Source organism: Marinomonas arctica (assembly GCF_003259225.1).
Lineage (GTDB): Bacteria > Pseudomonadota > Gammaproteobacteria > Pseudomonadales > Marinomonadaceae > Marinomonas > Marinomonas arctica.
This window is the reverse complement of record NZ_QHJF01000049.1, coordinates 1-20559: the sequence shown is the minus strand read 5'-3', so window position 1 is coordinate 20559 and position 20559 is coordinate 1. Positions and strand designations below refer to the sequence as shown.

Below are 20559 nucleotides of genomic sequence, written 5' to 3'. Positions count from 1 at the left end.
GAAAAAGTGCTGGTCCAGGTGTTCGGAATAAACCGAAACAAGCGTTCGCAATCACCGAAATACGCACTAACAGCAACCTTTATAGAACAGAAGAAGAACTAAGAAGCGACGCATATAAATGGGAGACAAGCATTTCGAAAAGCCAAAGGTTTAAGAAAACAACATTGTCTAACCCTATTTTTGATGTCAGCTATCAAAATAGAGAGCGTGGAGGTGAATCTGAGTCTTACCTAACACCTTTACAGTACTCATTGATTGTTTCAATAAGAGCTGAAGGAGATGTAGATTTATACAACAAGGTATTGCAGCAGAATCAAACATTACAACCTGTTACAGTTACTAATCGAATTCAAATTTGATTTAATTCCCCCTCTCCATTCCCCTAACGCTTTGCGCATCCGTTCTCTCGAATGGGTGTGCATGTAGCGTTTGTCCAGTCCATCCCGCTCTCTGCTCAGCATTATTCCTCTCTACTTTGAATTTATGAACTACCTTTAAAGATTAATAGAACATCAAAAAGAGGCACACATGGCAAAAAAACCAAAAGTCATCGTCACTCAAGAAAACAAAACAGGTAGAAACACTAAATTTAAAGACACCAAAACAAACAAAGAAATGACACGCGTTCAATTTGTAAAAGAAATCGAGAAAGGTAACTATGATGATTACTATGTTAGAGATCAGAATGGGGTAAAAACCCCAGTATCTAAACCTGATGGAGATAAGAATAACAATTTAGATTAATTAAACACCAACACTCCCCACTCCCCCAACGCTTTGTGCATCTGTTCTCTGAAATGGGTGTGCATGTAGCGTTTGTCCAGTCCGTCCCGTTCGTGGTTGAGTAGCATTTCCTCTCTTTCCATTATAAGAAAGCCCAGTCGATCCCTGATCTTCTTGTCTTGCCAGCTGTCGCGGGCGAGTTTGCGTATGTCGTGGCAGGTGAGCTTGATGACAACGTCGTCGCTGAGGCTTTGATACCAACGCTCTATAGTGCGTGCGGTGATGGGGTTACGCTGGATAAAACTCTATCAAATCTATCGGCGAATATATCAGGGTCAGATAAAAAATGGTTTGCACCCGCAAAGAAAGCTGCGCTTTCACGGCAGATTGCGCTTCGCTTATCATGCCCTACAAGTGATGTTGTTTATGTTCAGAAGCGAGGAGCAAGGCAAATAAAGTCAGTGTGACAGCACTAGAAGACGCAACAATGCATCGAAAGACCTTTATAGAAACGCTAAATAATAAAGTGAATATAAGACGAAAAAAGAAGAATTTAGAACATTGGGTATTGTTTGAACCATAAGCTGACAAATTGTAAGACTAAGAATCAATCAGTTACGTATTTTTTTGAACCATAAGTTGACAAATAAATGAAGCATAAGCTGACAATTTTTTCAGTGGATCAAAATCAGCATTACAATAATATTGTAATTTTACCACAACCACATCTAAGTAAATTGCTTATGGGCGCTAAGCGTCGTATCCAATTGCTTCCAATCAATGATTCTAGCCAGTCGTACTAAAGAATGATTGGGGCCCATGATGTCAACGAGTTGAGGTTAGAATAAATCCTTTTTATGAAGCATCTAATTCTCCCGAAATTGTTTTGATAATTCGAGTACGAGATTCAGCTCTTCGTGCAACAATCTCAGCTTCTCCTGTTTGATGAAGCCATTCAAAAAAACGCTGGCATGCATGGCGAGTCTGAGAGTCATCACGACAATTAACAAGGAAGACGAACTGAACTTTCTGTACGTTATCTGCCACGAATATGCCAAAAGGACCACTAACTACAGTTGCATCTGGAAATCCAAGCATTGATCTGGCTTGGGTTTCGGTCGCTCCTCGGTGACAAGCAATTAAATGCAAAGGGCCATGTATCGAGTTTAAACGATCAGTGTAAATATGATCATCTAAAAATGGCCGCCCTACAAGCTCTCTAGCCGCTGCTACACTAAGTGCGGCAGGAACAGCGTGAAGAATAACCATTATTTTTTTATCATTTAAATTAACAATAACTTCATTGTCAATTTCCTCTGATCCTTCTCGTCCAAGAAGAGTAGCTTTGAGAGTGTCTTCCATTGCTTCTTTTCTTTTACGAAAATCTAGCCTTGTCCAATCCAACGCACTACCAAAATCAAAACGTGTCGAATTTTCTGCCTGAACACCTCGTAGAGTAAGTAAAATTACCGCATCAGACAAAGCATCAAAAACACGCTTTTGTGCATCATCAACTGTTTTAATTTCGCCTCCTCGAAAAGGTGTTTGCTTAGATACATATTCTTGAAAACGTTGGTTGCGCTGATGTGCATTATCATCATCAGCATTGGTTACTTTTGGTAATTCAATAAAACGTACTTTTGATTGTGCAGTGCGAAGACCTTCCATATATTCCGCGTGACAAATCCCTACATCTTGGCCGCTCAAAGCCCAGCCTGCATTTCCATTTGACAGAACTATCAGCACGTCACATTCTCGAACCGCCTTTAAACAAGTATCCCAACTATCCTGATTCCCTTCAGAAGGAGGTTCATCCTCGTTAATCCACACTTCGAAAATTCCACGCCCAAGAAGTTGAACTGATTCAATTTCTTTTTTTAGCTCTCTTCGTAAATCCGTTAGCGTGATGTCGCTATCTTTTGAAAAAGCATCCTTACATCTACTTGAAAGCATGACTTTTATTTTAGTATTTTTTGCCAAGGGAATTTCCTTATTGTACTTTTTGTAATAACCCGTTAGTTAAATGCATACCTAAACATACATAACCCCAGCTCTAACCGTTTCGCTGAACTCATCATAGGTATTTTCTCTTTGTAGCTTACGAACCTGCCAATGATAAAAGTACTTTAACGTTTTTTGAGTAGAATCGCCTGTCTTTCGGTATTCCTTTCCTCTAGATATGAGCGCTGTACCACAGTTCCCACCAAGCTGAATGGGTCTTATATTTCCCCACCCTGCATTCCAATAATAAAGTTCGGAAACTACTTGATCGCCAACTTCAACGTCCAAATGTCCATTCCGTGGTCTTATGCTGGCTTCAAATAATCCAGGCAATGTAGGGGAAAATAATCGAGATGGATATAGGTCATGCTGTAAATACCCCATTCGATTAAAGTCGAGTGCTCTTGCAAGTGGCCAAGCCTTAATATTAGGCTCCATTAACTCTTTAAATGTCGGTGGATGTATTAGCGTGACTGTGTCTAGAGGAGATCTATTTGAGCTAGTAAGTAGAGGTTCCACAGCCATGTATTCATCAATATAGCCAAGTATATTAGCCTCGTCTAATTCAAATGATAGCTCTTGAGACCATAGCACCAATGATAATTCCACACATAACTCTGGAGATACGTTAACCGGAGAATGGAAAGCAATTAGTTCATCGCCTTGACGTTGCGATTCGATACTCTCAATCATGGAAGTTAGCGATAAATTTATCGATTCATTATCCCCAAGAAAATCTTTTTTTTCAGGGAACCAATCAGGTCGTTGTGACTTTAGAAAAGCAAAAGTTGGATTAATTGGCAATGCATTTAGCGCATAAGAATTAGTCAAACCTAGAGGCATCTGCCATAACTCTTTAGCTACTGCTAAAGTTCTAAGGTATGCAGAAATACAACGTTTTGATGTTCGCGCCGAATAAGAGCCAGTAAATCCATCACCCAATGAACGGCGGAAATATGCTAGGTCTCCTTGGTATGGAGATTCTGGGTATAATGACGCGCTCATACTCCACTCATAAGCCATCTGCTCAACAAACGGCAAGGAAGATACCTCTCCAAGCCTTCTCATTGTTGCTAAATACACGTTAGGTATATCTATACCTTGAACCTTTTTGAAATCTGTTGGAATCTCAAAATCTTTCGGTACAACCTTTAAATTACAATCAACTGAAATTGTTCTTTCGGTAATGCGAAATAGTATCCAATCAGAAAGGATTGAGTGTTTATGAATGCTATCAACTAAATTTTTAGGCGGTAAATTATGATACTCTTGTTTAGCAATCCAAAAGATGAAGAGAATTTCAACTACTTCTATCTCTAACTTGCATGAACTCAGTTGATGGAGCAAAACTTCCTCTGTACTCAATTTGGTAGTTGAGTCCCCTAGAAAGGCTGACAACTCTTGTATAGTCCACCAACGCGTTGATGGGCATGGCCAACCTAATCGTGCAACAAGTATGCGAAGTTCATTCATGAATCCTCCAAATGAATCTCTGTTGCCCAACGAGGCCGAGCAAGCTGTAATGTCCTAGTATCTTCAAGAACCGAATCAACCATAGCAGTTGCAAAGTCAATAGCCTCGTCTATCCGCCCTTGTTTTAAGTAGAAATAGACCATCGCATCATTTGGGGCAATTCGTTTCATTTCATACATTGCATACGTTGTTTCAGCAACAAATTGATCGCACTTTTCAGGAAAGTATTCAGCAACTAGATCAAGCCTTCTTAAAACCTTTTCCTCGCCTTGCCACCAATACCACCCACCATTCAAAATTTGAGCTCGAATTAGATATTTCCAAGCAGCTTTCTTCCCACTTTGCTTACGCTTCGAATGAAAAGCAGATTCAAACAAATGATTAAATTCCGAGTGACGCTCTGACTCTGATAAAAGCACTGGATCGAGCGTATCTAATAATCGCTTTATTTGCTTTTGTTTATTCCAGTAGTCATACCACTCTTGAATAAACCGTTCACGCTGCTCATAGCTACTTGGGGCACTTTTCAATAGTAAGTCTATCTCTTCTGGTTCAAATGACGTTGGTGATACTTCATGATCTACAACATTTAAGTTTTTCGTATCACTTTCCTCATACTGAAAGATACCGACATCCCAACCATAATGGTCATTTAAAGTAGACATTACTTCTTTTGACGTGTTATCCCCTTCATCAGAGAGGCTCTTTAATGTTTGAATAATTTCGCTGTTTAGACCTGTACGAATTAATGCTTCGAGTGGCCAGCCGTCTTTAACGCCCTGCTTTACGTATGCTCGTAAGCTGTTATCAGCTTTCCACCAATCACCTACTTCTGTGTGTTCTTCATACTTAGCCACCAATGCCGGTGGAGACAATTTCGCTAGTAAACTATCAGTAGTTTCCAATACATGCCGAGTTCCCTTTCCATCGGTATAGTCCAATACATTATGAATCTGAGGTGCTATTTGACTAAGAAGTTGCCTAGCTGCATTAGGAGCATAATCGGATAAGTAACCAATAGCACTGACCGCATCGCTTAATGTTGGATCTTTGCGATGTGAATACCCCGTTGCAAGTTCCCATGTTTGTGTACATAAATCTCGTGCGTCCAATAACAAATTATGTTTCACGGCAATAGAACATAGCTGAAGAGGAGTTAAAAGGTGAACACTGGTCTCCTCTAACGGTTCAGACTCAAATAGAACACGCTGTCGCTGAACAAATACCAACGCTGCTTCGTCTGTCATTCTAACAAGAAGGTCGTTTGAATACTGCTCATGAAAAGATGGTGCATCAAACCATTTACATTTCATTGCATTACATAAAGAGTCTTCAGACAGGCAAGCTTCATCAACCTCGAACAACATAACGCTGCTGAGATGTATATCGCAAGCAAGACGATGTAATGCGCGCTTAAAATCTCCTTTGACAACACGTTGCTTGTGTCCTTCTCGGTAGAAGTCCAATTCGATGCTCTCCAGTTCTTCATAAAGCTCATAGAAACTCACAAATGTCCCATTAAGCCACTTATTCGCTACTTGAATAGCAATGCTTGTAAGTTCATTAAGTAAACTTGAGAGAATCTCTTTATCTTTATATTCAGGAGCTGACAAAAATGAAAAGTTCTTTTGTCCCTCTATTTTCATGGACAAACTCAAATGCACAGTACTAAAAAACCAATGGTGAATTAGTTTTGCGAGATCATTCCTTTGATCAATGTAATCATAACTCTCTTGCCATTTAGCCGGTACAGGTACATTTATTGAGCTATAAGAATTTGTAAGAAGAGCCTCTAGTGTTGATACCAATGGAGTCTTTGTTAATTTAGAGAAATCATCTCTGTCAGTAATACGCACTCCGGCGAATCCGGCAGCACGAATACACTCATCACTAATCAATCCTCTAGATTTAGACTTGTGGACTAATTCAAGAGTAGACATCAAAGCGTCTAATTCACCATCTTGAACCAAAACATTTATGCGAGTAATCCATATAACCGAACTATTATTGTTAACAAAATTTGCTAATGCACTTGGTTCCGTCGCGATAACATTCAGCTTCGATAACACGTTCGTGATAAAGGTTAGCTCCCCCCTTTCAGATCTCGAACCAAGCATATTTTTAAACTTACTCAGCCCTCTTATACGATGAAGTAGTTCTCTACCGCATATTTCAGCTTCAAACAAATCCCCCAAAGACCATAGAGCCTGAGCCAAAGCAGTAAGGCTTAGTAAATCAGCTTCATGTCTTGAAGCATAAGCCTCTCGAACAACGCTTCTTTCAGTAGTAATAGCCCACGTAAGCGAAGTGAGTTTTGCTTGATCCACTGGCTCCATTTGGAACTGACTTCCTCCGACCATTCGCTCTTTAAGATGAGCTAATCGATACGCGTCCGAGAATTTGGCCATATCCAGTGCTAAGCTGAGAGCGTCAGATAATAAAATATCGAACAATGACTCGGAATATCCCTCTTCAAGCCGCTGCATGACCCAATCACGAGTAAGACCAGAAATAAGATTACTTGGCTCACCTAACTTAGCTTGAACAGTCCAAAGCCAATTTACACGCAACGAGGCAGGTGCCTCCATTTCTAACCAATTTGCTACCATGGGCATCAGCTCTCGAACTCTATTCTCATAACCCTCAGTATTTTTTATGAAAACAGCAAGACTTTCATGAAAGACCTTAACCCCTACTTCAGAGTTATAAAGCAAATGCCCCACATTTTTGACATCTGGCTGAACTGCCTGTCGAGTTTCTGCAATTTTCACAAAGGCAGATTTTGGCCAGAAAAATGGAAATGCGCAGATTAGTCGCAATGTGTCTTTTAAGCTTTCAGGAAGGTTCACCCATAGAGAACCATAATAAAACTCAACGTCTTTGCTTAAATCTCCCTTCAACTCGTTTACAGCCCAAGATGAAAGCGTACGGCCATTATGCACTAGCTCTTCAGTTGCATAGATTAAATTGAGGGGATGTCCTTGAGTTCTTCTACTAAGCGCTAACGCTGCTTCATTTAGCTGATTAGTTGCAAAGTTCTGATCCTCAAAGTTTGTTAAGATTTTCCCCTCTGAAACCATTTTACGAAGATAAGAAAGTACGGCATTTTCGGACATAACTGGCAAGGTATGCCAGTTAGCCTTTGGCACAGATATTAACAAGTCTGTTGGTAACTGTGCATCGTCTACAGGTTGCGTACCAATGAGCAAAATCATGTTATCAGGACAAGGCAACAACTGAGAAAAAAGATCATCAAGTGGTCGTTTATCTTTGGCATTAATACGCCAAACATGATCCAACCCATCAAGTATGAACATAAAAGGCTTATCGATTTCTTTATAGTAAGAAGCACATTTTTCAATTAGATATCTCAAGCTTCCAGATTGAATTGGAACATCACCATGAAAAAGATTTAATTGAGCCTTGATGGATTCCTCAACAATATGGCTATTTATTCGATCACGACCACGTTCAGTAGTAGACAAATAATAGTGATGTCTTATTGATGGAATATCGTCGTTAATAAGTACATCAAACAAGTAGCTTAAATAAGTACTTTTCCCCCTACCTGGAGGCCCAGTCAGCACAATAGCTTTGCCAACAGAATTTTTAACTTTTTGCACAAATTCTTGGTGAAACGTTTCATCTGGAACTTCATAGTTATCTGGAACCATGAAGTCTTCAGGAAGCGGCGCTACGGGAGATGCCTGTAGGATATTGCGGACTTCTGCAAGCTTAATCCATCCATCAGGGAAAGGAGATTCTGTCTGTATTGCCCAGTTAGTTGCTATGTTTTTGAGCGTAGCGACTCCTTCGGAGCTGCCATGAACCTTAAGTCTTGCATCTATATTGTGTTCAAGATAATTAAAGCTTTTATCGCTATGCTTCACATGTAATTGGCTAAAAAAATCTTCGCAATCGGAAATATTTCCCAGTTGAGAAATGACTTTAGCTCGATTCGGTTCAGCTAATTTCGAAAAAGATATTTTTCCATCGACAAGACAATTTTCGATCTCAGCATCCGGGCGACGATTAGTAATTAATGAAATATCGCCAATACGATTAACTTCAAGTTTCTTATATGCGTCAAACCACTTACGAACCATTGATCGTGATCGATCAGTCTTACCAGATCGTTCCAAAAGCCAGTCCCATGAAAGTAGGTGCTGACTTGGGTTTGGTGTAAACTTCACTTGCAGAAGATCTAATTTTCCATCACTCCGTTCAATAACTATGTCATCTAGCCCTTGCGGGGCATCATTTTCAACGTCACATTCAAATTTCACTCGAGAATATCGTGCTGGAGCATCAAGCCAATCGCATAAAACCTTTAGTCCTTGTCGAGTTTGATAAACATAGCCAGCCGCTGGTATAGCTGAACTCTTTATATTTTCAGTCATAAAAATATACCACTATTTGTTCAGTTCAATTTGAAGCCAACTTTCAAGTGTATCTACCGTAACAAACTTCGTTTGAACAGGGTAAGGGGGAAGCACCATCCAATAATACAAATCCCTACCTACGTAGAGCTCAATATGTTCGATCTTACATTTACTTGGTTTCTGCCATTTTAGGAGTTCTAAAAGTCTTGAATAATTGCTTTCGAGAAAGCCCGTTCGACGAACGATTTTACTTATCTGTCCATTTTTATCGCTCTCTGATCTACCAAAAATTTTATCTCTAAGCCTACGAGAGTCCTTTATAGTATGTGGGGGCTGATTGTATTTACACTCTACTGTTATTAGCAGGTTCTTTTCTGGCCAATAAGCAAAGACATCGAAATCACCAACATCCTCAAAATGCTCACTGCGGAATTTTCTGAAGAAGTCGATACCACCCTCAACATATTGAGTGAACCTAAGGAATATTTCCTTAGTGCGAATTTCAAGCTTTTTCTCAATCCCTTGTTTGACCCTCCCTATAATTGGCTCAACATTTGGCAAATTAAAATCTGCTGGTAAATACCCATCTCGTACCGCAGACATCCAAATATTTAGTGCTCTACTAGCCGTTTCTGCACCCCAATGTAAATTTTCACCATCACAGACCAAAGGCCTTATCGCATATCGATGAATACGTTTTCTATGTTCCCAATATGGCACATCGGGCTCCTCAACATCACGACCAGCGAGTAAACGTATTCCTTTCTCGGATAACGTAAGGAAAGACACTATATTACCTGCTCTCTCGTCTCCCAATTCATCTATATGCTCACACAACGTTTGGACTATACGTTTCTTTGGAGAGCTATAAGAAAGAGAAAGGTCATTGCTAAAACCATACCTTTGAGCTTGAGATAAAATTACCAGAGACGTCAACATACTTTGCAAATCGAACCCTAAATCAACAATGAATGCATTCTTTAGCTGTACTGACGACAACAGTTCTACTACGTTTCCTTCAACTATATCATTATCATTTTTTCCTAACTCCAGCCGAGATATTGCATCCACACGCGAAAATGTTGCATTTCGCTGTTCGTGATCGGCAGAATAGAACACTTCTGGAATATAAGAATCATCAAGCACAATACCACCGACCTCAATATCATTGTGAAGAGTATCACTAGCACCAGTGAGCACCATGAACCAATCAACTAAACCGATCAGTTCACGCAGGACATCATCTGAAACTTTTTCAACTCCAGAAGCAGGTGAGCTCAGAGTTTTCTCAAGCAAATATCGATAATGACGAGCCGTCCCGCCAAACTCTTTACTAGCCTTTTCAATGGCTTCCAATCGATCAAACTCAACATCATGAGCAAGGCTTTGACGAGCTCGCAAAATCTTGGTTCTCTCTGTTAAAAGAAGTGCATCATGTTGCTCAATAAACGCCCGCAAAAGTTGATGTTTATCTAAAGATGCAAGCCGACTCTCTATATGAAGTCGTAATTGCGTGGCAGCAGGATCAATTTTCCTCTTAGCCTCAGTAAGTTCATATCGTCCAGGGATTAGACCGAGTTCCTTAATTTCAAGAGCCAAGCGCTTACGAGCAAGCTTATAGTCTGCAGAAGATGGTATAACGGGTACCACATAATCGGGAACATCGACGTTGCGATTAGTTATTTGAAGATGATATCGAGCACGTTCCAACGCCATGCGGTCTAGGCGGCCAGCAAAGTCCACTGGAGAATCAAGTCCATTAGATGAGCAACATTTAGCAATTGTTTCTGTAAGACATCGAACTTCAAATGAACCATCTTTAGCATCATGAAGCCCCGCGCATACTGCTTGAGTATCAATAGAAAGCTTAAACATGTTTTTATAAATGGCATACTGTTGAACATCAATTATAACGTGCTCGAAATCTTCTATCGGCTTTATTTCTTGACCTTCACTCACTGAGCAGGAATCTGCTAAATCACATATAAATAAGATACTCTTTTGATGGAACAAACTAATGTCTGACATAAGACTTTGACAGCGGAAGGAGCAATCCGCCAAGAGTTGCGCAAATAAATCGAGCATACGACAGTCTTCAAGCTGTACATTTGGAGTGATCTCTACTAATGCTTGAGTTGTACATTTATTAACAACCGTCGAATAAGCAACTACATTCTTATTACGTGACTGAAGGACGACTACTCCATTTGTTCCTTTTGAAACTCTCCAGGCACGAGTGCTATCTGGAAATACATTTGGCGCTATTTCCCAAAATTCAGTAAGTGCCTCAAAGCGTGATGATGTGCCGAATGATGGATCTAGCCATATCATACCAGGAGACGAAGCTCCTTCTACAAGTACACCATGAGAACTTTTGAAGGCCCCAAACAGATCAGCAGTACCGCTAAAAGAAGGCCCAAGGGACTTCATATTAGTGTTCACAAATTTCCAGAACTGTTCCAATTCCTCCAGTGTATCTACAGCATCAAAAATGGTGATAAAGTCGGACATTGGCAACATACGTATTGGTTTTGGTGGAATATCTATAAAATTAAATACTGTACTTCCCTGAGTTACTACAAGAAAGATTTTAAGATCTTCAGCACTCAGCTCACTTTCTCCATCTTTTGACAGCATCAATCCACTACCATCAGCTAACCGGAAGCGAATAGATGCGCCTTGCTTTACTTTGATATATATACTTTTTGCTACGCTGGCAATTTGCTTATAGTTTGCATGACTGCAAGCACAAATCAGATAGACACCAGAGTTATCAGAGATAATACAGCTAACAGGAAAATTCTCTTGAGCAGTATTGCTGACGTAGAGGGTAATTGGCCCTGTAACTACATTGTTAAATCGCTCTACAACGAATTGAGAAAGTGCATGATGAGTACTACTTTCTATCAGATCAACTTTCTTTTTAGCCCAATAATCAATTACTACACTAGGGCCAGTACGGATAGACATAGGTATCCAAGCATTATCTATCTTGACCGCAAGGAAAGGTAGAGTATCTCCTTGCGTAACTTCATTACTAAAACTAAATTCCGACGTCAGAGCTTTACCATTTCCAAGGTTAGCCTCTAATTCTTGCCCTGCTTTTATACGCCATTTTTCAATATCATAACCAATCTTTATAATTGAAGAGCTGCATTGAGACCAAAACTCTTCGGAAGGCACTTCCACATAAGCCTTTTTAGCACTTCCTTCTAATTTGCCTTGAACACACTGTATCGATTCTATGACTCTGGCTTGAAGGGCTATAGCAAGATCCATGTGAGCTTGAGCTTCAGGTATGCCGGAGTAAGTAATGCGAAATGACTCAACAAAATCAGGGGTACGCTCAATACAACTGCCATAAAACATGGGAACGAAATCTTGCCCAAGTTGAACTTTTATATGTCCCCAGTCAGGCTCTGGACAGAAATCTTCGAGCATTGGGAATTCTGGCCATGCTTGATAAAGGGCTTGTATAACCCCCCTAAATTCTTCATAACCACTGATGGTCTTTTTCTCTTCGCTTTCTCTTAAAGGTTCCTCTAATAAGATACGCCATGCAAAAATGTGCTTAATAGCGCTTCCTACATTCGCTGGCCATAACTCAGAAACGTTTAGAGCAATTGCTAAATCAAGATATTTGTACTGATTAAAAAGTTTCCGTGTTGCCTCGATAGACTTATTAAATTGGTTATTTTGATCAGAGAAAACGGTATTTTTTTCAAAAGGTAGATCCGTACCCCACAAAAACTCATTGTAATTTGATTCGGATTGCATGAGCTTACGCTCTCGTTTTTCTCTAGACTTTTTACCCATAACCCTATTTCCCTATAAATTTAATTCTAAGCAATTTGCTGTCTGGACTTACTAAAGTTTGCTCGTCACCAGTTAGCTAAAAAACCACCAAATAACATGATAAATCACTCTACTGATACGTCAATTATATGCAATTATATTTTTTCTTATAATTGACCACTTTCCATCAGAGTAGTTACATAAAACGAATACAAATCAGCCACTTAAAAATCAATTAAATCATTGATTTTTAATCTGAATTTTTCAGCGAAAAGACTAACTCAACTTCTTAACGATATAACTATTTAAGATCTAATAACAGGGCTTCACAAGTTAGAAAACATTGAAAATTTCACTATTGATTGCCGCCAGCATACCAGATAGATATCAGCTATCGACGTTATTTTAAGGTGATAGACAATGGCCTCAATCAAGTTCTCAAGCATTTTTGAAGTAATTTTTGCAAGCGAGGATGAAGCACTAAGTCTAAAGGCTCAAGTAAAATTAATTGGTGTTATTTGGAATATGGCTGCTAAAAATGGCTGATCGCATATCGAGGTCTGAAACTCGACGACTGGGAAATGGAAAAACTCAGCGCCGATCATACTAGCCATTTATTAGAGCTTTTAGAAAATTGTTACCAAACAAGCAGGTCAGTCAACTGCTAGTGAAAGAGTGGTACAACATGATAGGCAATACGACGGTTGCAGACACCTTACTAGACAAGGACAAGAGCGTGAATACTTTACAACCAATTGGTCTACTCATTTTTCAACCTATTTAGATGTTTTAAGTCGAGAATTACAGCTCAATTTTGAATACATCTATTGCGAATCAGTTAAACCTTCATCTTTCTATCTATTTTATGAGCAATAATATCGGACTTTACGACTCGAAAAATGTTGACGCTCTCGCCCTACTTACTAGACCGTTTAATACACAACAGTCACCGCATCGAACTAGGAGGAGAATCGATGAGAAAACTGGCACAATCTAGACACATGGAGTATAACTAAAGACTAGGAAAATGAAGGGAAAAAAGTGTCCGGATTAAAACAGTACCAGTGTCCGGAATTAGCAGAATATCATAAACAATCAATCATCAGTTATTTACACAAAGCTTAGCCAATCTACTAAATACTATGCTATATAAATATTTAAGCGATTATCTATTGCCCATTTATATAAGGAAAGTCAAATGCAGATAGACGGACATCATACCCTAACTTATGTCGTCGCCCGTTATGCTGGTATCGATCATTATACAGCCGAGAAGGTTGCCTATTCAGCACAATATGTAGATGAAGCAACAAATGATTCTCAAATCCATTTTGAAAATGGTGCCATGTATGATCGTATTGTTTCTGCACATAAAATGCTTGATTACCGGAACACGCAAGAGTTAGCGAATAACTTAGTGTGGATACCTTTTCATTTTTTACCTGGTAACGCAGGTTTTCCATCAAGTGAAACTCCAGAAGGAAGTTTCATAAATCGATTAATATGCATGCCAGATAGTCAGGTAGCTAGAGACATGTTGAAAATGGTTGCTCAACATTGGGAGCGGCCGTATGCAGCCCAAATGATGGGTGTAGCTATGCATGTTTACGCTGACACATTTGCCCATCAAGGCTTCGCTGGCGTTATACATGATGTTAATCAGGTTGATGAATTAGAATCCACATCGACCAGCCTTTTACAAAACATCAAAGACAATTTATTCAGCTATGCCATATCAGAGTCGTCGCCCCTAGGCCATGGCGCAGCCCTATCTTTTCCTGATCGTCCTTATACTTCTTGGAAATATCAAAATGGGCTAGGAAAAAAAGTTGAACGAGATAATACAAAGATTTTTTTAGATGCCGCAGATGCTATGTGCAAAGCGATGCAATGCTGGAAGTCTAGAGACACTTCGATAGATATTGATAATCAACCAGGCTTAACAAAAGATCAACTAGCGCTTATTAAACACGCATTACTTACTATTAATGATGACAGTGGAGACGCTCGTCATAAAGAATGGTTAAAATGGCTTCAAGAAGACAAATTCGAGCTGGGAGCTGTCGATTTAAGTTTTGATATTGAAGGTCAAGATAGCTGGAAATTTAAAGCAAGAGGCGAAGCAACAAAAATAGACGGGGTTTTCAAATACCCCTACTCCGAAGCTTTTCTAACCTCTGATTGGAAATACTTTCATGATGCGCTAAAAACCTATCGACTGGAGATTATTCGAGATGTACTCCCAAGCTACGGCATTTGTGTTGCTTAGCCTCCGAGAAATACCAAATAAGCCAAAAGAGTCCATAATTTATGAAGTTTGTATATCAAAGAGTACTGCTCGTTCTAGTAGCATCGGTTGTCCTAGCTGGCTGTGCATCCAATAAGTCACTGATTCTAGTTAAAAACTACGCCCAACAATCACAAGTAGTTGAAGAAGCACTCCTAAAAGAATACGAACAAACTCAAGAAGCACGTATAGACGCTATGCTAGTGCAAGCATCTAGGGAAGGCATTTCCAGTAATAACTTGATAGTTCAACGGATAAATAATCAAGGACAGGTTGCGTTACTTCAGAACCTACTTTCTTTTTCACAAAGCATATATATGCTCTCTTCTGAGAATTACGATGATGAATTAAATTCATATTCTAAACAACTTAATTCTTCCCTTTCATCAATTTCGGAGCTTTCCTCTAGTCAAGCGTCTGAAAACTCAAAGGTTGAGTTAGTCTCAACAGCTATAAATGCTTTAGCACGAGCTCGTACGGAGCGAGCTAGATACCAAAATCTAAAGGAAATTCTGATAGGTTCCCATGACTTAATACAAAGTTCATTTCAATCCCTTAGTGATGAGCTAGAGTCATGGGAAGTGATTTCAAAAGTGTCAATGGAGAAAGAGCTTCGAACTCGACTGTACCTGCTGAACAACCCTGATCGTTGTGAATTAAACAATGTAGCAAGATGCGCTATTCTCTCCCATTCATTGGAAGAACGTATTGAGGCCTATAGAAAAGCCTACACCTTAAAATCGAAAATCAGTGCACTGAGTGTTAAATTCGCAAACTTACGAAGCTCTTTAAAAGCAGTTCAAGATCTCAACTCCGTACTTGTTACGTCACTAAGTCAAGATGACGAGTTTTCAAAAGCATCTCTGACAAGTGCGTTTGAAATAACAAAAGCACAACTAAAAAAACTAAAAGAATTCCAAAATACACTATAGGTCACATACATGAACGAAACACATGAAAAAACCCAAGCAGAGATTCAATCCCTTTATGATGAGCTTCAAGCATATCTCAACTCAACCATAGCAAGTCCTGAGCAAGAACACCTTTATCAAAAGTGCGATCAACTAGGTGAAAAGCTAATCGATTTTCGTATAGCTCTGATCGGTAATAATTCCATACTTAACCAAGCTAATATCGCTGATTTAGATACTTTATTGGTAGAAGTAACTGCTGCAAGGTCGAATATTCAAAAAGATGTGTCAGCACTAAAAACAGTGTCACAGGTAGCTAGCTTAATAGATAAAGTGCTAGAGAAGTTAATCAAAATCGTATGATTTAAATGGACTTCCCAGCATTTTGGAGTCACCAGTTGTTAGCGTGGATAGCTAAAACCACCACTCAAAAAAGTGATTATTCACCCTTCTACTACACCAATTATATGCAATTATATTTTTTCTTATAATTGGCCACTCTTCGCTAGAGGCGTTGCATGAAAAAAATACAAATCAGCCACTTAAAGGCAATCTAACCAATTGATTTTTATATTTTTTTATAATCTTGTAATTTAAACGTAAATTCGGACACTAACTCAACGCCTTGACGATATAACTATTTAAGCTCGAACAACTGGTCTTAGCAAGTTAGAAAACTCTGATAAAGTCCACTTTCGACTTCAGCCAGCATCGCAGACAGCTCTCAGCTATACTTCAAAACAGTAATCGATGTTATTTTAGGATAGTGCATTATGACCTCAATAAAGTTTTCAAGCATTTTGGAAGTGGTGGCAGCCAGCAACGAGGAAGCACTGAGCCTAAAAGCTCAAGCTGAATTAATTGGCGCGATTCGTGATATGGCAACTAAAAATGGTTGGTCACATATCGAGGTCTGTGCTGAGGGAAACAGAATTATGATTAAGCAGGCAAACAGTCGAATAAATCAAAATCGACTAAGTGAAGCAGAGCTAATTAAAGGGCTAGATGCTCATACAGCTCACGCAGATGAGCTATTTCTTAATATGGATCACGAACTCGCTGAAGCTCTAATAGATCAACTCAATGAGTTAGAGCTGCCTTTTATTGTTCGATCTCGTAAAGGCGCTTAAGAGACACACAGAAAGTGGAGTAAACCGTTCCAGGCAAAAGCGGACCCCGACTTTATGACAGACCGAAAAGATATGGTTGAAGACGTTGAGCCGTTTGATCCAGATTGATTGAGCGGTTGTCTAGTTAATATCTAAGAACTAAATATCAACCCAGCCCCAATTAATCCTAGTAACCATAGGTAAATGAAATGTTAGTGACAAATGAAATAACACAAATGGCCAAAGCCATAGTAACCCAGTTGCCTATTCTGAATGGTATATCGAACTCTGATGAGCACCAACAAGCCCTCATACTTTTAGAAGACTTGATAGAACACTATGATGACAACCTGATCATCATTGAAGCCTTGAGCAATGTTATTGCTCGATATGAAGATGAGTCAGCCGATTTTGATGCTTTCAATAAACGACAAATAGCTCTTAACTCAGCAGCTGAAAACTAAAAGCATTGATAGATCAAGGCCCAGCTAGTATCAATCAGGTCTGAGTCCGTTACGAGCAAGAAATATGACGTGCTATTTGCCATCATCTTAACCTTTGATATCAAATAGCTACACTGTTTACTTAAACTATAACCCCGTGGACGATTTTTCCCAAAAGGTCACTTACTCGCTGCATTCCTTCTTTAGTCCCCATCACTGATTCAGGCGATTGACCATTTAAGGCTAAGGCAGGCTTTTTCATCCATGATGTCCATCTGTCTTCGTCACCAAACAGCTTCATTCCCAATTGATGAACCCTTTCATTCAGTGCTCTTATTTCAGATGCTTCAACTGCTTCTAAAATAGAGGCATAGGTGTCAGCGGGAACACAGTAAAATACGTGGTTACCGTCCTTCATTACAGCAACAGGGCTGCCTTTTGAATCATTCATAACTAGATCAAGACTGCTCTCAATATCATGAATATCAATGCATTTTTCGGCATAATTTTTTCGTTTAGTGCTCATATCTCTTCCCTAACATGACTGATAAGTACAATGATGATTAACTGTCTAGGAAACTGGGTCCATACCAGCTATCAGGATAAATGAACCTATAGTTCTTCACTTATATGCTGCATATGGTCATTCACAGAGCTATCAAAATAGCGTCCAGCCTCAATATCAGCCCTAGCTTCTAGTAAGGCAATCTCAAGCTCATACTCTCTGAACTTAGCGTATTTATGCAAATCCATCACTACATATGTATTTCTACCCCGGACAGATATAATCACTTCTTCATCTTCTAACAAACCGGCCTCAACAGCAGACACACCCTTGGCTTTTAAGTCACTAGCAGTAACAACATTCATAAGCTCACCTCTTTTTTTCTTACAAATAGTGCTATTAAAAATACGGTCTGGACACCCAGACTTTACTAGCCACTTGTGGTCTGTATGAACATCTAAAAAACCACTAAAAAATGACTCTTCATTGTTCTAGTACACCAATTATATGCAATTATATTTTTTCTTATAAATTATATGTTTTCTTATAATTGGGCACTTTTCGCTAGAAGTATGACGACACTTCAGCTATAAGCGCATCTTTAGACTCACTCGACTCGATCAAGATTTTTATAACAACACCCTGCTTTGAAAATAATTTCTTACCTTGAGGAAATCGTCAAGTGAAGGGTTCTCTAGCATAAACTCCCTGGCTGATTTGCCATTAAATGTCGGATGATGTATTGGCCTTTTGAAAAAATCATACTTAAAGCCAGGTGGTGAACTTAGGTGAATCATCTTGTATATACTTACCAGCATCGCCAGTATATCAATAGTGTCTTGGTCTACTTGAAGGCTGTCATTAATCTGTGCGGTCTCTTTCCATTCATTCCAAGTTGAAACCGTAATACCGCCTAGAAGAACACACATCTGTTCATCTGATAAGTCCCAACGCTCTTGTGGACATTGTTCCTCTAGCCATAATACAACCGTTGCTATTATCTTGCCTGCTGACTCTTTACTGGTATTTTTATTGGTACCTTCATCGTTCATGGAACACCCCTCCATCACTATCGTTTAAATTTATAATTCGTCGCTGATTTCCATTTTCTAGATTTCGAGTCAATACACTTTCGGTAACTCATCCCACCTGGTCGTATACGCTGGAGATAAATGTTCTCTTTTCATTGACCATTGTGGTGACACGCCTTGAGAGGCAAAAAAAACCTTGCCGAGGCCGCTGTGGTTGATTTTGTCCACGACGTTCATTAGTGCTTTTGAGTTAATTTTTGTGTTATCGGCTCGGAATAAATCTTGTTGAAAGGCGCCATGTTCATAAAAGTCAGCCAGCATTACACCGCCTTTGGCGTAGCAATACCCAGCCCGATAAATTCGACGAAACAACACGTCGGCTACCTCTAATAAGTCTCGCGTGTCATCGGTTGGGTTGGGGAGTTCTGCCGACAGAGTTTTCGAGTATTGCGGTTCATTTGGAATAAATGGACTGGTACGAATAAACACACTCACCACACGACAAAGGCGCTTTTCTCCGCGTAGTTTCTCGGCGGCTCTGGTTGTGTACTTAGCGATCGCTTCCCGTAGTTCTCGCTTGTCTGTCACCTTGTGACCAAATGACCGACTGCAAATGATTTGCTGCTTTGTTGGCCTGACCAACTCCAGATCCAAACACGACACCCCATTCAATTCTCGAATGGTTCGCTCCAACACCACAGAAAACTCACTTCGAATCGATTTAGGGTCAGCATTCGCCAGATCCAACGCGGTATGAATTCCCCTCGCCTTTAACTTCGCCGTTGTTCGACGGCCAACGCCCCACACATCACTTACATCAACAATAGACAATAAACGCTTTTGTCTGTCTGGGTCCATCAAATCCACCACAGAGCCCGTAGCTGGATACTTCTTCGCGGCATGGTTTGCCAACTTCGCCAGCGTCTTGGTTGGCGCGATGCCCACACCTACCGTAATGCCCGTCCATTTATCGACCTTGGCTTTTACTCGTTTGCCAAACGCCAGCAGGTCCGTCACATGATCGACACCGGTTAAATCCATAAACGCCTCATCGATGGAATATACTTCCAGCCGTGACGCCTCCTCTTCTAAGATGGTCATCACCCGATTCGACAGATCCGCATACAGCGCATAATTCGACGAAAAGCACACAATGCCGTGCTTTCTTATCTCGTCCTGAACCTGAAACATCGGCACGCCCATCTTAATGCCCAGCGCCTTTACCTCTTTGGAACGCGCGACAATACAGCCATCGTTATTCGATAACACCGCAACAGGCGTGTGTTTTAAATCTGGCCGAAATAGCTTCTCGCAGCTGGCGTAAAAGTTATTGCAATCGACCAAAGCAAACACCGTTTTCATCAACCGCGCTCGTACTTACGAACCACGCCAGTTACCACACCGAAGATTTCCAATTCAGACTCTTCGGTAATATGAATCGCTTTGTAGGCTTTATTCTTCGGGCGAAGCAACACATTGGGCTTCAGCTCCAACGTCTTCACCGTCATTTCCCCATGAATGCAGGCAATTACGATATCCCCATGACGCGCGGTTAACGAACGATCCACCACCAACACATCACCCGAATGAATGCCCGCCTCAATCATCGAATCACCCTGAGCACGCACGTAAAACGTTGCGTTTGGATGCGCCACACAGAACTCATTCAAATCCAACGATTTTTCAACAAAATCCTGAGCGGGCGAAGGAAAGCCCGCCGACACGGAATCCACATACAAAGGGATTCGCACACTATTGGCCGCGATAAACGCCGCCGATTCAGACACACCAAGATAAGTCACACGCATGATCAACACCAAAATACTGTATGAATATAAGGGCTATCCATTTAGAGCAACCAGACACTACATTTAGTGTTTATCTGGTTTTAATGCCCTT

The 20559-nt window shown here is 40.1% G+C and carries 17 protein-coding genes; 8 read left to right on the top strand and 9 right to left on the bottom strand.

All coding sequences use genetic code 11. The features are described 5' to 3' along the window. Together DK187_RS21290 and DK187_RS20380 are read left to right on the top strand one after the other, a co-directional pair. Nucleotides 1-359, top strand: a 359-nt coding sequence (locus tag DK187_RS21290; protein ID WP_477383965.1) for a hypothetical protein, incomplete at its 5' end; no start/stop codon positions are given. Nucleotides 360-528: 169 nt separating this feature from the next. Continuing rightward, a complete protein-coding gene (locus tag DK187_RS20380; protein WP_111609137.1) occupies nucleotides 529-744 on the top strand; it encodes a DUF3892 domain-containing protein in 216 nt (71 codons plus the stop codon). An 834-nt stretch (nucleotides 745-1578) separates the two neighbouring features. Here the strand turns inward: DK187_RS20380 and DK187_RS20370 are convergent. The 4 genes from DK187_RS20370 to DK187_RS20355 are packed head-to-tail and all read right to left on the bottom strand — an operon-like array spanning nucleotide 1579 to nucleotide 12395. Further along, nucleotides 1579-2703, bottom strand: a complete 1125-nt coding sequence (locus DK187_RS20370) for a DUF4062 domain-containing protein (RefSeq protein WP_111609135.1) — start codon at nucleotides 2701-2703, stop codon at nucleotides 1579-1581. A 51-nt stretch (nucleotides 2704-2754) separates the two neighbouring features. Next, entirely contained in the window at nucleotides 2755-4197 is a 1443-nt protein-coding gene (locus DK187_RS20365) for a multidrug DMT transporter permease (protein WP_111609134.1), read from the bottom strand. After that, nucleotides 4194-8597: an ATP-binding protein gene (locus tag DK187_RS20360; RefSeq protein WP_111609133.1), complete on the bottom strand. Its 4404-nt coding sequence runs from the start codon at nucleotides 8595-8597 to the stop codon at nucleotides 4194-4196. Before DK187_RS20360 ends, DK187_RS20365 begins: the two co-directional genes overlap by 4 nt. A gap of 12 nt (nucleotides 8598-8609) precedes the next feature. Continuing rightward, nucleotides 8610-12395, bottom strand: a complete 3786-nt coding sequence (locus DK187_RS20355) for a hypothetical protein (RefSeq protein ID WP_111609132.1) — start codon at nucleotides 12393-12395, stop codon at nucleotides 8610-8612. Nucleotides 12396-12794: 399 nt separating this feature from the next. Between DK187_RS20355 and DK187_RS21515 the strand changes: the two genes are divergently transcribed. From DK187_RS21515 to DK187_RS20325, 6 genes are all read left to right on the top strand, one after another. Next, nucleotides 12795-12920 (top strand): hypothetical protein, encoded by a 126-nt coding sequence (locus DK187_RS21515; protein WP_261599295.1) that lies wholly within the window; start codon nucleotides 12795-12797, stop codon nucleotides 12918-12920. Between the two features lie 652 nt (nucleotides 12921-13572). Next, on the top strand, nucleotides 13573-14643 hold the full coding sequence (locus tag DK187_RS20345; protein ID WP_111609131.1) for a DUF6765 family protein: 1071 nt from the start codon (nucleotides 13573-13575) through the stop codon (nucleotides 14641-14643). A 41-nt stretch (nucleotides 14644-14684) separates the two neighbouring features. Further along, nucleotides 14685-15593, top strand: a complete 909-nt coding sequence (locus tag DK187_RS20340) for a hypothetical protein (protein WP_111609130.1) — start codon at nucleotides 14685-14687, stop codon at nucleotides 15591-15593. 9 nt (nucleotides 15594-15602) lie between these two features. After that, the gene (locus DK187_RS20335) at nucleotides 15603-15935 is read left to right on the top strand and encodes a hypothetical protein (protein WP_111609129.1); all 333 of its coding nucleotides are present in this window, start codon (nucleotides 15603-15605) and stop codon (nucleotides 15933-15935) included. Nucleotides 15936-16345: 410 nt separating this feature from the next. Continuing rightward, nucleotides 16346-16702, top strand: coding sequence for a hypothetical protein (locus DK187_RS20330; RefSeq protein ID WP_111609128.1), 357 nt, complete (start codon nucleotides 16346-16348; stop codon nucleotides 16700-16702). Nucleotides 16703-16890: 188 nt separating this feature from the next. Continuing rightward, complete coding sequence (locus DK187_RS20325; RefSeq protein ID WP_024024486.1) at nucleotides 16891-17145, top strand: hypothetical protein; 255 nt, start codon at nucleotides 16891-16893, stop codon at nucleotides 17143-17145. 121 nt (nucleotides 17146-17266) lie between these two features. Here DK187_RS20325 and DK187_RS20320 read toward each other — a convergent pair whose 3' ends face one another. The 5 genes from DK187_RS20320 to umuD form a co-directional block, all read right to left on the bottom strand. Further along, nucleotides 17267-17650, bottom strand: coding sequence for an MbcA/ParS/Xre antitoxin family protein (locus tag DK187_RS20320; protein ID WP_111609127.1), 384 nt, complete (start codon nucleotides 17648-17650; stop codon nucleotides 17267-17269). Nucleotides 17651-17736: 86 nt separating this feature from the next. Further along, nucleotides 17737-17994, bottom strand: a complete 258-nt coding sequence (locus tag DK187_RS20315; RefSeq protein ID WP_111609126.1) for a type II toxin-antitoxin system prevent-host-death family antitoxin — start codon at nucleotides 17992-17994, stop codon at nucleotides 17737-17739. Between the two features lie 264 nt (nucleotides 17995-18258). Continuing rightward, nucleotides 18259-18681: a hypothetical protein gene (locus DK187_RS20310; RefSeq protein ID WP_111609125.1), complete on the bottom strand. Its 423-nt coding sequence runs from the start codon at nucleotides 18679-18681 to the stop codon at nucleotides 18259-18261. 69 nt (nucleotides 18682-18750) lie between these two features. Then, the gene (gene umuC, locus DK187_RS20305; protein ID WP_111609124.1) at nucleotides 18751-20022 is read right to left on the bottom strand and encodes a translesion error-prone DNA polymerase V subunit UmuC; all 1272 of its coding nucleotides are present in this window, start codon (nucleotides 20020-20022) and stop codon (nucleotides 18751-18753) included. Beyond that, nucleotides 20022-20468 carry a translesion error-prone DNA polymerase V autoproteolytic subunit gene (gene umuD, locus DK187_RS20300; protein ID WP_100637257.1) on the bottom strand — a complete coding sequence of 149 codons (447 nt, stop codon included), beginning with the start codon at nucleotides 20466-20468 and terminating at the stop codon, nucleotides 20022-20024. Before umuD ends, umuC begins: the two co-directional genes overlap by 1 nt. Nucleotides 20469-20559: the final 91 nt, after the last annotated feature.